We start from the raw sequence: 14688 nt of genomic DNA, 5'->3' as shown, positions 1-14688 counted from the left end.
GCTGTGCTCCTGGTCGCATGGGGACGTCGTGGATTACACGCTGCGGGTGGCGACGGCCGGCGGCACCGAGGCCGCGCGCCGCGCCGGGCCGTAGACCGCGATCTGTCCGAGCAGCCACAGCGTGGCCGCGCCCACCGGCAGGTAGATCGCCGGCAGCCGGGCCAGCTCGTAGTGCGACATCAGCCACTGGTTGATGCCGTACGCGCCGAGCATGCCGATCGCGATACCGAAGCTCGCCAGGAGGAAGTTCTCGGTCTGGAAGTAGCGCAGCACCTGGCCTCGGGTCGCGCCGAGCGCGCGCCGCACGCCGATCTGCTTGGTCCGCTGCTGGACCCAGAAGCTGGCCAGGCCGACGATGCCGAACGCGGTCACCACCAGCAGGGCGACGCAGACCGAGATCAGCAGCCAGACCATCGCCTTGTCGGACCGGTAGTAGCGGGCCTTGATCTCCTCGAAGGTCTTCTCGGTGGTCAGCACGCGGCGCGGGTTGAGCTTCTCCATCTCCTCGATCGCCGCCTTCATGACCTCGCCGCGACGCTCGGGGCTGGTGCGGATGACGGTATTGCCGTTGGCGTAGCGGATCGGCAGGACCATCGACAGGTAGGCGCCGGCCGGGCCGCCCTGGTTGTTGGGACGGATCAGCGGGTCGACGATGCCGACCACCCGGTGCGGCTCATCGCCCCAGGAGTAGAGCGGCTTGCCGATCGGATCCTGGCCGGGGAACAGCTTCTCGGCCAGGGCTCGGGAGATGAGCACCGCAGGGATGGCCCGCTCTTCGCCAGGGTCACGCAGGTCCGTGTAATCGACGTACTCGTCGGCATTGAAGTTGCGGCCCTGCACCAGATTCAGACCGAAGGTGTCGATGAAGCCCTCGTCGGCGAGGTAGACGGTGGCATTGGCCGAAGAGTCCTTCTGGTCCGGGGTGAGATTGATGCCGGAGTTCCAGGAGCTGTTGTTGAAGGGCACCTGGTTGACGCGGGTGGCCGCCTTGACGCCGGGCAGCTGCCGCAGCGCGGCCAGGTCCTGGCGGGCGTTGAGCTGGGCGTCGTCGTCCTGGCCGATGCCGGCGTGGCGCAGCACGACCAGCTCGTTCTCGGCCAGGCCGCTGGGGCGGTCCATGCGGGTGATGCGCTCATTGATCAGGAACACGGCGTTGCAGATGATCGCGCACGACAGCGCGATTTCCAGCACGATCAGCGCGGCCGCGGTCTTGTGGCGACGCAACGTGGTCAGGATGGGCTTGATGTCCATGAGGGGCCTCACTGGCTCTTGAGCTGGATGGCGGGGGTGACCTGGCAGGCGCGCCAGGCCGGCAGCAGGCCGGCGACCAGGCTCGCGGCGATGGCCAGTACGAAGGTGGTCGCCAGCATCGTCGGGTCGAGGTGGGCGAGCGGGGCGTAGTCGGTCGGTTGCTGGCGGACCGCCCACAAGCCGAGCAGGGCCAGGCCCAGGCCGAGCACGCCGCCGACCAGGCCGACCACGCCGGCCTCGACCAGGCACTGGGCGAAGATCGCGGCGCGCGAGGCGCCCAGCGCCCGGCGCACGCCGATCTCGCTGGAGCGGCGCAGGAACTTGGCCAGCAGCAGGCCGACGGTGTTCAACAGGCACACAGAGAGGAAGCCGAACGCCAGCCACACCTGCAGGCGCACGTCGGCCGGCACGATGCCGTTGTGGTCCAGCCATTCCATCACGTTGCGCAGGCGCACATTGGTCGGGCGCTCGAAGCGGCCGCCCTCGCGCTGCAGGTCGGAATAGTTCGACAGGTACTGGCGGTAGTCGTCGGCCTTGGCCGGGTCCATCTCGACCCAGTACTGCAACCAGGCGCAGTTGGCGTTGACGCCAAGCTGGCCATCGGGGTCCTGTTCGCGTTCCTGGTCCTCGAGGGCGGCCGGCGCCTGCCAGCAATTCATGTTGCCGTTGGTGCCGAACTTGAGGTCGATCGCGGTCCAGAACGGCACGTAGAGCTGTTCGTCGGCGTTGAACCGGCCCTGGGTGACGTCGTAGAAGCGCGGCTGCATGTTCCACGGCGCCAGCACGCCGACCACGGTGAAGTCGCTGCCGTCCAGGCGGACGCTCTTGCCGACGCTGTTGCCGCCGCCGAACAGCTTCTGGTTGAGGTCGTGGTCGAGCACCGCGACCCGCGCGCGCGCGTCGTCGTCGGCCTTGCTCCAGCCATTGCCGTACTCGAACGGCACCTCGAACATCGCGAAGAAGTCGGCGGTGCTCATGCGGCCGTCCTGCTGCATCGGCGCCAGGTCCGGAGAGGGGGGCTCGATCACCACGCTGATGCCGCTCATCATCGCCTGGCGTTCGCCGCGCGCGTCGCGCAGCAGCTGTTCGGAGTCGAAGCGGGTCATCTGGTCCTGCGGTTCCTCGCCGGGCTGGAAGCCGCCGATCGACTCGGCGTCCATCTGCACGTAGAACAGCCGGTCGCTCTTGCTCGGGATCGGATCGCCGGACAGCACGTGGAACACGGTCAGGGTGGTCATGCTGGCGCCGATGCCCAGCGCGATCGCCAGCACCATCAGCGCGGTCAGCGCCCGGTTGCGCTTGAAGCTGCGCAGGGCGAGGTCGAAGTAATAGCCGAACATGGTCGTCACCTCAGGACTGGGCCGGGCTGGTCTCGTGGCGGCTGGCCTCGGCGACCCGGACCAGGCTCGGCTCGACCGAGACGTCGGTGGCCATGCCGTCGACGATGTGGACGTTGCGCTGCGCGCGGGCGGCCAGTTCGGGGTCGTGGGTGACCATCACGATGGTGGTGCCGTTGGCGTTGATCTCCTCCAGCAGCTCCATCACCCCGCGCGCCATCTGCGAGTCGAGGTTGCCGGTCGGTTCGTCGGCCAGCAGGAGGCGCGGGCTGCCGGCCAGTGCGCGCGCGATCGCCGCGCGCTGCTGCTGACCGCCCGACAGCTCGGCCGGGTAGTGCTTCATGCGCGAGCCCAGGCCGACCTGGGACAGCGCCTTCTCGATCCGCTCGCGGCGCTCGGCGGCCGGCATCCCGCGGTAGCGCAGCGGCACGTCGGCGTTGTCGAACAGGTTCAGGTCCGGAATCAGGTTGAAGCTCTGGAAGATGAAGCCGATCTTCTGGTTGCGCAGCCGGCTGCGGGCGTCGTCGGACATGCCGCTGACGTCCTCGCCATCGAGCAGATAGGTGCCGCCGGTAAAGGTCTCCAGCAAGCCCGCGATGTTGAGGAAGGTGGTCTTGCCCGAGCCCGACGGCCCGGTCACCGCGACGAACTCGCCGTTCTTGACGTGCAGGTCCAGCGAGCGCAGGGCGTGGGTTTCGACGAGTTCGGTGCGGTAGACCTTGGTGACGGCTTGCATGTGCAGCATGACGGGCTCCGGAAGGCGGATGGGAAGGACAGGGCTTGCGTTTGGAACTGGCGGGGCGCGCTCAACGCACCCGGAACAGGGACGGCATCGGGTTGCCCGGCAGGTAGCTGGCCCGGTGCTGGCGGCGCGGCGGGCAGGGCTGGTTGGCGGACGGCTGCCGCCGGGTTTCGCCGAGGACGTCGACATCGAACAAGCGGTGCAGGCGCAGCGGCACCGCGGCGGTGAGCTGGTCCGCATTCCAGTGCAGTTGGAAGGGGAACGCGGCGCCAGCAGGCGCGGCGTGGACATCGAAGTTGCGATCGCGCTGGGTGTTCATGGCGTTGCTCTCCTGGGACGTGGGGGCGTGGGGGAGGAAAAGAGTCAGGGGGCGCCGGAGACCCGGACGCTGTCGGCATCGTCGAACTGGTCGGCACCGGAGACCACGACACGGTCGCCCGGCTGCAGGCCTTCGAGGATCTCGACCGCGCCGAGGCTGCTGACGCCGGTGCGGATCGGGCGGCGGACGGCGGTGCTGCCATCCATCACGTAGGCGCTGCGGCCGCCGCCCTGGTCGACGAAGGAACCGCGTTCGACCTGCAGCACGTTCTCGCGGGTGTCCAGGGTGATGAGCGCGGACAGGCGCTGGTTCTGGCGCAGGCCCGGCGGCTGCTTGTCGCTGAAGCGCAGGCGGGCGACCACTTCGCCGCCGACCACCTCCGGCGACACCGCCGAGACCTCGCCGGGGAACGGCTGGCCGCTGCCGCTGGCCAGTTGCGCCGGCATGCCGATCGCCAGGTCGCGGGCGAAACTTTCCGGCACCCGGATCTCGACCTCGAAGCGGGTCAGGTCGACCACGCTCAGGATCGGCGCATCGTCGGCGACGTTGGCGCGCTGCGCGATCTGGACCTGCCCGACCTGGCCGTCGAACGGCGCGCGCAGGGTCAAGGCGTCGACCTGGCGCTGGATCTCGGTGACCACCGCGCGCTGGCGATCGGCCAGCAGCCGCTTGTTGCGGGTGTCCAGACCGGCGCCCTGGCCCTGCAACTGGAGTTCGCGGCGGGCCTGGGCCAGGCCGAGTTCGGCCTTCTTGAGCTGATCCTGGGCGCGTGCGACATCGACCTGGGCGACCGCGCCGCCATCGAAGGCGCGCTGGTTGCGCTCCAGGTCGCGTACCGCCGCGGTGCGGTCGATCTCGGCCTGCTCCAGCGCCTTGCGTGCCTGCGAGCGGGCGATCTGGGCGTCGAGGCCGGCGCGGCTGGCCTCCGCTTCCAGGCTGGCGAGGGTGGCCTGCTCCTGGGCCAGGCGGCTGCGCAGCTCGGGGCTGTCGATCTCGGCCAGGGCCTGGCCCTGCTTGACCGCGTCGCCGGCGACCACGTTCAGGGTGACGGTGCCGCTGGCGACCGCGTACAGGGTCGGGCTGTTGGCGGCGATCACCCGGCCGTCGGCGCGGATGTCGCGGACCAGGTCGCCGCGGGTGACTTCGGCGATGCGCAGCCGGGAGGCGTCGACCGAGCGGCTGCCGGCGCTCCAGCCCAGGGCCAGCCAGCCGGCGAGTGCGAGCCCGGCGACGCCGGCGCCGATCGCGATCAGTCGGGTGCGGTTGCGGCCGATGACCGAGGGCTGGGAGACGCTTCGGTCCTGGGCGGAGGTATCGCGGATGCTCATCTGGTCTTGGGTCCCGTATTGCCTGGTTCTGTCCGCCTGATCGCGGCGCTCGTCGGTGGATGCCTGTAGACAAGCAGAAAGCGTGCCAACATTTAAGTGGCTGATTTTTCGGTGTTTTGCGTTTGTCCTTGAGTGTCCGGACAGCTGGTGCGGTGTCCGCCGGACAGTGTCCGGTCAAGCAGGACCGGCTAAACTGCTTCGCCGCCGAGACGTGTACCTGGGGAGTGATGTTGCATGTGTGGAATCGTGGGTGCGATTGCCGATCGCGACGTGGTGCCGGTCCTGGTCGAGGGACTGAAGCGGCTCGAGTACCGGGGCTATGACTCGGCCGGCATCGCCGTGTTCGATGGCGATCGGATGCGCCGGGTCCGCCGCACCGGCCGCGTGGCCGAGATGGAGGCCGCCGCCGCTGGCGAGGGCCTGAGCGCCGGCCTGGGCATCGGCCACACCCGGTGGGCTACCCATGGCGGCGTCACCGAGGTCAACGCGCACCCGCACGTCAGCTTCAACGAGTTGGCGGTGGTCCACAACGGCATCATCGAGAACCATGACGCCCAGCGCGAACGCCTGAGCGCCGCCGGCTACACGTTCGAGTCGCAGACCGATACCGAGGTCATCGCCCACCTGGTGCACTACCACCAGCAACAGGGCGCCGATTTGTTGCAGGCGGTGCAGCGTGCGGTCAGCGAGCTGGAGGGCGCCTATGCGATCGCGGTGGTCAGCAAGCGCGAGCCGTCGCGGTTGATCGCCGCGCGGATGGGCTGCCCGCTGCTGGTCGGGCTCGGCCAGGGCGAGAACTTCGTCGCCAGCGACGTCTCCGCGATCGTGCAGGCGACCCGCCAGGTGATTTTCCTGGAAGAGGGCGATACCGCCGAGGTGACCCGCGAGCGGGTGCGGGTGTTCGACGGCGAAGGCCGCGAGATCGAGCGCGATGTGCACGTCTCCGATGTCTCTCTGGCGTCGCTGGAGCTGGGGCCGTACCGCCACTTCATGCAGAAGGAAATCCACGAGCAGCCGCGCGCGATCGCCGACACCATCGAAGCGGTGATCGACCAGGGCGGGTTCATCCCGGCGCTGTTCGGCGCCGACGCGGCCGAGGTGCTGGCCGGCGTCGAGGGCGTGCAGATCCTGGCCTGCGGCACCAGTTACTACGCCGGTCTGACCGCGCGCTACTGGATCGAGGCGATCGCCGGGCTGCCGTGCTCGGTCGAGATCGCCAGCGAGTACCGCTATCGCGCCGCGGTCGCCAATCCGAACCAGCTGGTGGTGACGATTTCGCAGTCCGGCGAGACCCTGGACACGATGGAGGCGCTCAAGTACGCCAAGTCGCTGGGGCACGAGCGCACGCTGTCGATCTGCAACGTGCCCGAGAGCGCGATCCCGCGCGCCAGCCGCCTCGTCTACTACACCCGCGCCGGCGCCGAGATCGGCGTCGCCTCGACCAAGGCCTTCACCACCCAGCTGGTGGGGTTGTTCACCCTGACCGCGACCCTGGCCAAGCTGCGTGGACGGCTGTCGGACGAGCAGGAAGCGCAGTACCTGGATGCCTTGCGGCAGTTGCCGGGCAGCGTGCAGCATGCGCTGAACCTGGAGCCGCAGGTGGTCGGCTGGTCGGAGCGCTTCGCGCCGAAGCAGCACGCCTTGTTCCTGGGGCGTGGCGTGCACTACCCGATCGCGCTGGAGGGGGCGCTCAAGCTCAAGGAGATCTCCTACATCCACGCCGAGGCCTACCCGGCCGGCGAGCTCAAGCACGGGCCGCTGGCGCTGGTCGACGCGGAGATGCCGGTGGTGGTGATCGCGCCCAACGACAGCCTGCTGGAGAAGGTGAAGTCGAACATCCAGGAAGTGCGTGCGCGCGGCGGCGAGATGTTCGTGTTCGCCGATCTCGACAGCCAGTTCGGCGAGTCCGAGCAGGTGCACGTGATCCGCACCCCGCGCCATGTCGGCGTGCTGTCGCCGGTGATCCATGCGATCCCGGTGCAGTTGCTGGCCTATCACGCCGCGCTGGCGCGCGGCACCGACGTCGACAAGCCGCGCAACCTGGCCAAGTCGGTCACGGTGGAATGATCGCGAATCGCCCTTGACTCAGGGGGAACGATATCCAGCTGCGCCCGGATATCTCCCAAGGTTTGCTGTGCAAACCTCGGGCCCCGCCGTTGCGCTTCCACACCCCCATTCGCGCTGCGCACGAATCGCCCCCTGACTCAGGGGGGAGCGATATCGGGCTGCGCGCGGATATCTCCCAAGGTTTGCTTCGCAAACCTCGGCCCCCACCGTTGCGCTGCCACACCCCCATTCGCATCTGCGATGCGAATCGCCCCCTGACTCAGGGGGGAGCGATATCGGGCTGCGCGCGGATATCTCCCAAGGTTTGCTGTGCAAACCTTGGGCCCCGCCGGTGCGCCTCCAGACCCCCATTCGCATCTGCGATGCGAATCGCCCCCTGACTCAGGGGGGAGCGATATCGGGCTGCGCCCGGATATCTCCCAAGGTTTGCTGTGCAAACCTTGGGCCCCGCCGGTGCGCCTCCAGACCCCCATTCGCATCTGCGATGCGAATCGCCCCCTGACTCAGGGGGCTGAGGCCGTGCTGTATCGCATCTCGTAGGAGCGGCGTAAGCCGCGATGGGGACGTTCATGAGGCCGTTCGGTCGCGGCTTACGCCGCTCCTACAGGATTGCCGTGGTGGGCTCAGTCGGCGGGAACCCGCACCCGGCCTTCCATCAGCACCCGCGCGCTGCGGCTCATCACCGCCTTGGTCGCGACCCACTGGCCGTCGACCTGTTTCACCTCGGCGCCGACGCGCATCGTGCCCGAGGGATGGCCGAAGCGGACCGCGTCGCGGTTGTCACCGCCTGCGGCCGCGTGCACGACGGTACCCGGCACCGCGGCGGCGGTGGCGATCGCCACCGAGGCGGTGCCCATCATCGCGTGGTGCAGCTTGCCCATCGAGATCGCGCGTGCGAGCAGGTCGATGTCGGCCGCGCGCACCGGCTTGCCGCTGGAGGAGACATAGTCCTTCGCTGGCGCGACGAAGGCGATCTTCGGAGTCAGCGGGCGCCTGGCGGCCTCGGCGACGTCGGCAATCAGGCCCATCCGCACCGCGGCTTCGGCGCGGATCGCCTCGAGCCGGGCCAGGGCCGCGGCATCTTCGTTGATCGCCGGCTGCAGTTCGGTGCCGTCGTAGCCGAGCGCGGCGGCTTCGAGGAAGACCATCGGCACGCCGGCGTTGATCAGGGTCGCGCGGAACCCGCCCACGCCGGCGACGTCGAGTTCGTCGACGACGTGGCCGGTCGGGAACATGGCGCCGCCGTCCTCGCCCTCGTCGGCGGGATCGAGGAACTCCAGCGCGATCTCGGCGGCCGGGAAGGTGACCCCGTCCAGCTCGAAGTCGCCGGTCTCCTGTACCTCGCCGTCGCTCACCGGGACATGGGAGACGATGGTCTTGCCGATATTGGCCTGCCAGATCCGCACCGTGCAGATGCCGTCGCGCGGCACCCGCTCAGGGTCGATCAGGCCGTTGGCGATCGCGAACGGTCCCACCGCCGAACTCAGGTTGCCGCAGTTGCCGCTCCAGTCGATGAAGTCGCCGTCGATCGGCACCTGGCCGTACAGATAGTCGACGTCGTGCCCGGGCACCGCGGATCTGCCGATGATCACCACCTTGCTGGTGCTGGAGGTCGCCCCGCCCATCCCGTCGGTGTGCTTGCCGTAGGGGTCGGGCGAGCCGATCACGCGCAGCAGCAGCGCGTCGCGCGCGCGGCCGGGCACGCGCGCGGCACCGGGCAGGTCGTCGAGGCGGAAGAACACGCCCTTGGAGGTACCGCCACGCATGTAGGTGGCGGGGATCTTCAGTTGGGGCGCGTGGCGCCGCGGCGGCTGGGTCATGGGTCGGATCAGACGTTGTCGGGAATCTCGGGCTCGACCAGGTGGGCGAGCAGGGCCAGCGACTCCTGCCAGCCGGCGTAGCAGAACTCGGTCGGTATCGCGGCCGGAATGCCGGTCTGGGTGACCTGCAGTTCGGTACCGCAGGCGACCGCCTTCAGCGTCACCGTGGTCTCCATCTGGCCGGGCAGGTTGGGATCGTCGAAGCGGTCGTCGTAGCGGATGCGCTCGTTCGGGACCAGTTCCAGGTAGGTGCCGCCGAAGGCATGGGAATGGCCGGTCCCGAAGTTGCTGAACGACATCCGGTAGCTGCCGCCGACGCGTGCGTCCAGCTCGTGGACCTTGCCGGTGAAGCCATGCGGCGGCAGCCACTTGGCCATCGCGTCGGCGTCGAGGAAGGCGCGGTAGACGCGTTCCGGCGGCGCGCGCAGGACGCGGTGGAGGCGGACGGTGCCGGTGGTGTCGCTGGACATGTTCGGATTCCTTGAAGAGGGATGTGCCAATACGACGAACGGCTCAGGCCGCTTTCGACGACTCCAGGAAATCCTGGGCGAAACGCTGCAGCACGCCGCCGGCCTCGTAGATCGAGACCTCCTCGTCCGAGTCCAGGCGGCAGGTGACCGGTACTTCGACCGTGTCGCCGTCCTTGCGATGGACGATCAGGCTCAGCGTCGCGCCCGGCGCGCGTTCTCCGACCACGTCGAAGGTCTCGCTGCCGTCGATGCCCAGGGTCTTGCGGTCGGTGCCGGGCTGGAATTCCAGCGGCAGCACGCCCATGCCGATCAGGTTGGTGCGGTGGATGCGCTCGAAGCCCTCGGCGACGATCGCCTCGACCCCGGCCAGGCGCACGCCCTTGGCGGCCCAGTCGCGCGAGGAACCCTGGCCGTAGTCGGCGCCGGCGACGATGATCAGCGGTTGCTTGCGTTCCATGTAGGTCTCGATCGCCTCCCACATGCGCATGACCTCGCCGTCCGGCTCCAGCCGGGTCAGCGAGCCCGGCCGCACCTCGCCGTCGACCACCGCCATCTCGTTGACCAGTTTGGGGTTGGCGAAGGTCGCGCGCTGCGCGGTCAGGTGGTCGCCGCGATGGGTCGCGTAGGAATTGAAGTCCTCCTCCGGCAGGCCCATCTTCGCCAGGTATTCGCCGGCGGCGCTGCTGGCCAGGATCGCGTTGGACGGCGACAGGTGGTCGGTGGTGATGTTGTCGCCGAGCACCGCCAGCGGCCGCATGCCCTTGAGCGTGCGCTCGCCGGCCAGCGCGCCCTCCCAGTACGGCGGGCGGCGGATGTAGGTGCTCATCGGTCGCCAGTCGTACAGCGGGCTGACCTCGCCGCCGCGCTGCAGGCGAGCAGCGAACATCGGGTCGTAGACGCGACGGAAGAACTCCGGTTTGACGTGCTCGGCGATGACCGCGTCGATTTCCTCGTCGCTGGGCCACAGGTCCTTCAGGGTGACCGGCTTGCCGTCGTGGTCGAGGCCGAGCACGTCCTTCTCGATGTCGAAACGCACCGTGCCGGCGATCGCGTAGGCGACCACCAGCGGCGGCGAGGCGAGGAAGGCCTGCTTCGCGTACGGATGGATGCGGCCGTCGAAATTGCGGTTGCCCGACAGCACCGCGACCGCATACAGGTCGCGGTCGACGACCTCCTGCTGGATCTGCGGATCGAGCGCGCCGCTCATGCCGTTGCAGGTGGTGCAGGCGAATGCGACCACGCCGAAACCCAACTGTTCCAGCTCCGGCAGCAGGCCGGCGTCCTCCAGGTACAGCTGCACCGCCTTCGAGCCCGGCGCCAGCGACGTCTTGACCCAGGGTTTGCGCATCAGCCCGCGGGCGTTGGCGTTGCGCGCCAGCAGGCCGGCGGCGATCACGTTGCGCGGGTTGGAGGTGTTGGTGCAGCTGGTGATCGCGGCGATGATCACCGCGCCGTCGGGCATCCTGCCCGCCGCTTCCTCACGCAGCGCGGCGTCGAGGTGGCCGGCGATGCCGCGCTCGCCCAGCGCCGAGGTCGGCAGGCGCCGGTGCGGGTTGGACGGGCCGGCCATGTTGCGGGTCACCGTCGACAGATCGAAGTGCAGGACGCGCTCGTACTGCGCATCGGCCAGGGCGTCGGCCCACAGCCCGGCCTGTCTGGCGTAGGTTTCCACCAGCGCGATCTGGGCATCGTCGCGACCGGTGAGGCGCAGGTAGTCGAGGGTGTTGTCGTCGATGAAGAACATCGCCGCGGTCGCGCCGTACTCCGGCGCCATGTTGGAGATCGTCGCGCGGTCGCCGAGGGTCAGCGCCGCGGCGCCCTCGCCGCGGAATTCCAGATAGGCGCCGACCACCTTCTGCTGGCGCAGGAACTCGGTCAGCGCCAGTACCACGTCGGTCGCGGTGATGCCCGGCTGCGGGCGGCCGGCCAGTTCGACGCCGACGATGTCGGGCAAACGCATCCAAGAGGCGCGGCCGAGCATCACGTTCTCGGCCTCCAGGCCGCCGACGCCGATCGCGATCACCCCCAGCGCATCCACGTGCGGGGTGTGGCTGTCGGTGCCGACGCAGGTGTCGGGGTAGGCGAGGCCGCGGCCGTCGCCGCTGCGGTCGGCGTGCACCACCGGCGACATCTTCTCCAGATTGATCTGGTGCATGATGCCGTTGCCCGGCGGGATCACGTCGACGTTGCGGAAGGCCAGCTTGGTCCAGTCGATGAAGTGGAAGCGGTCCTCGTTGCGGCGATCCTCGATCGCACGGTTCTTCTCGAACGCGTCCTTGTCGAAGCCCGGCGCCTCGACCGCCAGCGAGTGGTCGACGATCAGCTGCACCGGCACCACCGGGTTCACCGCGGCCGGATCGCCGCCCTTGTCGGCGATCGCGTCGCGCAGGCCGGCCAGGTCGACCAGGGCGGTCTGGCCGAGGATGTCGTGGCAGACCACGCGTGCCGGGAACCACGGGTAGTCGAGGTCGCGGCGGCGCTCGATGTGCTGGCGCAGATAGTCGTCCAGCCGCGCCGGGTCGGCGCGCCGGACCAGGTTCTCGGCGAACACGCGCGAGGTGTAGGGCAGGGTCGCCCAAGCGCCGGCTTGCAGCGCCTCGACCGCCTCGCGGGCGTCGAAATAGTCCAGTTCGGTCCCCGGCAGGGGCTTGCGGTGCTTGCTGTTGACGGCGTTGGCTGACATGCGTGGCTGGCCGGCGAGGCGTTTCGGGGAGACCTCTCAGGATACCAGTGCGGGCAGCTCCCGGCCCGGACGGCGCGAACGCACGCGCGCCAGCTCCACAGTCGCTGGCCACCCTCGGGAGCCTTGCAGAAAAGCATCGCGGCTCACGCCGCTCCTACGAAGAGCGTTTGTCTGTCACATGGCCCCAGCCCCCTGAGTCAGGGGGTGATTCGCATCGCAGATGCGAATGGGGGTGTGGGAGCGCAACGGCGGGGCCCGAGGTTTGCGAAGCAAACCTTGGGAGATATCCGGGCGCAACCGGATATCGTTCCCCCCTGAGTCAGGGGGCGATTCGCATCGCAGATGCGAATGGGGGTGTGGCAGCGCACCGGCGGGGCCCGAGGTTTGCGCAGCAAACTTTGGGAGATATCCGGGCGCAGCCGGATATCGTTCCCCCCTGAGTCAGGGGGCGATTCGCGCCGCGGGCGCGAATGGGGGTGTGGCAGCGCACCGGCGGGGCCCGAGGTTTGCGCAGCAAACTTTGGGGATTCCCGGGCGCAGCCCGGGGATCGCGGCTTACGCCGCTCCTACGGGGGCAACCATGACTGGATCCGCGCGTCCGTTGCGTCGCGGTGGGTAGCCCGGGCGAGGCCGATGATCTCACCCGGGACCCTGTTCCAGCCGCGCCTCAGCGCGGCGCGTAGCGCAGGGTCAGGAACCACTCGCGGCCCGGCCGGTTGTACCAGTCGACGGTCTGGTAGTCGCGGTCGAACAGGTTGGCGACGCGGGCCTGCACGGTCCAGTCGGGGTGGACGGCATACTCGGCGCGCAGATCGAAGCTGGCATGACCGCCGACCCGCACGCTGTTGGCGACATCGTCGTAGCGGCCGCTCTCGGCCACACCGGTCACGCCCAGGCGCAGGTCGCCGAAGGCGCGATCGAGATCGATGCGCGCGCTGCGACGGGCACGGCGCGGCAGCTCGTTGCCGGCATGGAAGCCCTTGCGGTTCTCGCTGTCGACGAAGCTGGCGCTGGCATCGACACTCCAGCCCCACAGCTCGGTGTCCAGGCCGATCTCGGCGCCGCGCAGGCGCGCCTCGTCGATGTTGTTGGGCATGAACAGCGCCGCATCGTAGGCGATCAGATCGTCGACGCGGGTGCTGAAGGCGTCGATCCGCCAGTCGAGGGCGGCGCCGTCGTAGGCCAGACCCAGCTCCCAGCTGCGCGATTCCTCCGGACGCAGATTCGGGTTGTTGAAGAACGGGTAGTACAGCTCGTTGAAGGTCGGCGCCTTGAATGCGCTGCCGTAGCCGGCGGTCAGCCGCCAGTTCCCGCCGAAGCCCAGGCCCCAGGCGACGCTGCCGGTGGTATGGCCGTCGAACTGCTCGTTGTCGTCGCGGCGCAGGCTGGCCTCGAACGACTGCCGACCGAGGCTGCCCGCGGCGAACTGGCCGCGGTACTGCACGAAGGCGGCGCGGTTGTCGCGGGAGGTCTCATCGTAGGCGGTGTTGCTGTCGACGCGGTCGCGCAGCCAGTCCAGGCCGACGCTGAACAGATGGTCGCCGGCGAACCTGAAGTCGCCCTGCAGGGTGGCGCTGTCGCGGTCGGTGTCGAAGTAGCCGACATCGATGCCATCCATGTAGTTGTCGGAGGCGTCGGTGTTGCGGCCCAGGTTCAGGCTGACGGTGGCGACCTCGTTGGGGGTCCAGCGCGCGTTGGCGCCAAGTACCTGCTGGGTCACCTTGGACAGGTTCTGGAAGCTGCCGTCGTACTCGTTGCGGCCCTCGGCGCGCAGCGCATGCGCCCCGAACGCGAAGGTGTCGCCGACGTCGTAGCCGGCGCGCGCCGACAGCGAGCGGTTGCGGTAGCCGTCGCGGTCGGGCTCGTCGGTGAAGCAGCCGGCACCGAAGTCGAACGGGATCGACGGATCCGGGCCGCGGCCGCTGCAGGCGTCGAAGCCCTCGGTGTTGGTGTAGGCGGTGTCGATGCCGAACCAGGCGCCGCCGCTGCGGCCGCCGATGCCGGCGCTGCCTTCGGCGTAGTCGTTGCTGCCGACGGTGGCGCTGGCGCGCAGGTTCAGGCCTTCCCGGTCGCGCCGGGTGAAGATCTGGATCACGCCGCCGATCGCCTCGCTGCCGTACAGGCTCGAGCGCGGGCCGCGCACCACTTCGATGCGTTCGATCAGCGCCAGCGGCAGGTCCTGGAACGAGGCCAGGCCCGAGGTCGCCGAACCGATGCGGACGCCGTCGACCAGCACCAGCACGTGGTCGGACTCGCTGCCGCGCAGGAACAGGGTGCTGAGCTTGCCGGTGCCGCCCTGGTTGGCGATCGAGATGCCGGCGCGACCGCGCAGCAGGTCGGTCAGGTCGCGGGCCTGGCTGCGCTCGATGGTGGCGCGATCGATCACCTCGACCGGGACCAGGGTGTCGTCGACGCTGACCGCGGTGCGGTTGGCGGTGACCACGACTTCATCCAGTTCGGTCGCCTGCTGGGCGTGGACCTGCGGCGCGGCGGATGCGGCCAGGACGGCGGCGACGGCCAGGGTCAGGGATTTGGGGTGCATCGGCTCTCTCCAGCACGCAGGGGGCGCCTGCGCATCGCGTTACGGGGCGCGCGGAAGGAGAGGGCCTCGACCGCCGGCCAGGGCCGGCATCGCCGCCGCGACGCCCTCCGCATCGCAATCAGTCGTGGC

The 14688-nt window shown here is 69.3% G+C and carries 10 protein-coding genes; 1 reads left to right on the top strand and 9 read right to left on the bottom strand.

Annotated elements, in window-relative coordinates:
- Nucleotides 1–33 precede the first annotated feature (33 nt).
- The 5 genes from C9I47_RS15520 to C9I47_RS15500 form a co-directional block, all read right to left on the bottom strand.
- On the bottom strand, nt 34–1251 hold the full coding sequence (locus tag C9I47_RS15520) for an ABC transporter permease (protein WP_111267565.1): 1218 nt from the start codon (nt 1249–1251) through the stop codon (nt 34–36).
- An 8-nt stretch (nt 1252–1259) separates the two neighbouring features.
- Complete coding sequence (locus C9I47_RS15515) at nt 1260–2591, bottom strand: ABC transporter permease (protein ID WP_111268182.1); 1332 nt, start codon at nt 2589–2591, stop codon at nt 1260–1262.
- A 10-nt stretch (nt 2592–2601) separates the two neighbouring features.
- Complete coding sequence (locus C9I47_RS15510; RefSeq protein ID WP_111267564.1) at nt 2602–3333, bottom strand: ABC transporter ATP-binding protein; 732 nt, start codon at nt 3331–3333, stop codon at nt 2602–2604.
- Nucleotides 3334–3394: 61 nt separating this feature from the next.
- Nucleotides 3395–3649: a hypothetical protein gene (locus C9I47_RS15505; protein ID WP_111267563.1), complete on the bottom strand. Its 255-nt coding sequence runs from the start codon at nt 3647–3649 to the stop codon at nt 3395–3397.
- A 44-nt stretch (nt 3650–3693) separates the two neighbouring features.
- A complete protein-coding gene (locus tag C9I47_RS15500) occupies nt 3694–4977 on the bottom strand; it encodes an efflux RND transporter periplasmic adaptor subunit (RefSeq protein ID WP_111267562.1) in 1284 nt (427 codons plus the stop codon).
- 234 nt (nt 4978–5211) lie between these two features.
- Here C9I47_RS15500 and glmS point away from each other — a divergent pair, with 234 nt between their 5' ends.
- Entirely contained in the window at nt 5212–7044 is a 1833-nt protein-coding gene (glmS, locus tag C9I47_RS15495) for a glutamine--fructose-6-phosphate transaminase (isomerizing) (RefSeq protein WP_111267561.1), read from the top strand.
- A 623-nt stretch (nt 7045–7667) separates the two neighbouring features.
- Here glmS and prpF read toward each other — a convergent pair.
- From prpF to btuB, 4 genes are all read right to left on the bottom strand, one after another.
- Nucleotides 7668–8864 carry a 2-methylaconitate cis-trans isomerase PrpF gene (gene prpF / locus C9I47_RS15490; RefSeq protein ID WP_111267560.1) on the bottom strand — a complete coding sequence of 399 codons (1197 nt, stop codon included), beginning with the start codon at nt 8862–8864 and terminating at the stop codon, nt 7668–7670.
- Between the two features lie 8 nt (nt 8865–8872).
- The gene (locus C9I47_RS15485; protein WP_111267559.1) at nt 8873–9334 is read right to left on the bottom strand and encodes an SRPBCC family protein; all 462 of its coding nucleotides are present in this window, start codon (nt 9332–9334) and stop codon (nt 8873–8875) included.
- 43 nt (nt 9335–9377) lie between these two features.
- Complete coding sequence (gene acnD / locus C9I47_RS15480; RefSeq protein ID WP_111267558.1) at nt 9378–12017, bottom strand: Fe/S-dependent 2-methylisocitrate dehydratase AcnD; 2640 nt, start codon at nt 12015–12017, stop codon at nt 9378–9380.
- A gap of 667 nt (nt 12018–12684) precedes the next feature.
- Complete coding sequence (gene btuB, locus C9I47_RS15475; protein ID WP_111267557.1) at nt 12685–14559, bottom strand: TonB-dependent vitamin B12 receptor; 1875 nt, start codon at nt 14557–14559, stop codon at nt 12685–12687.
- Nucleotides 14560–14688: the final 129 nt, after the last annotated feature.

The organism is Marilutibacter maris, from assembly GCF_003233695.1.
Taxonomy (GTDB): Bacteria; Pseudomonadota; Gammaproteobacteria; order Xanthomonadales; family Xanthomonadaceae; genus Marilutibacter; species Marilutibacter maris.
The sequence above is the reverse complement of the archived record's forward strand: the minus strand, read 5'-3'. Positions and strand labels throughout refer to the sequence as shown.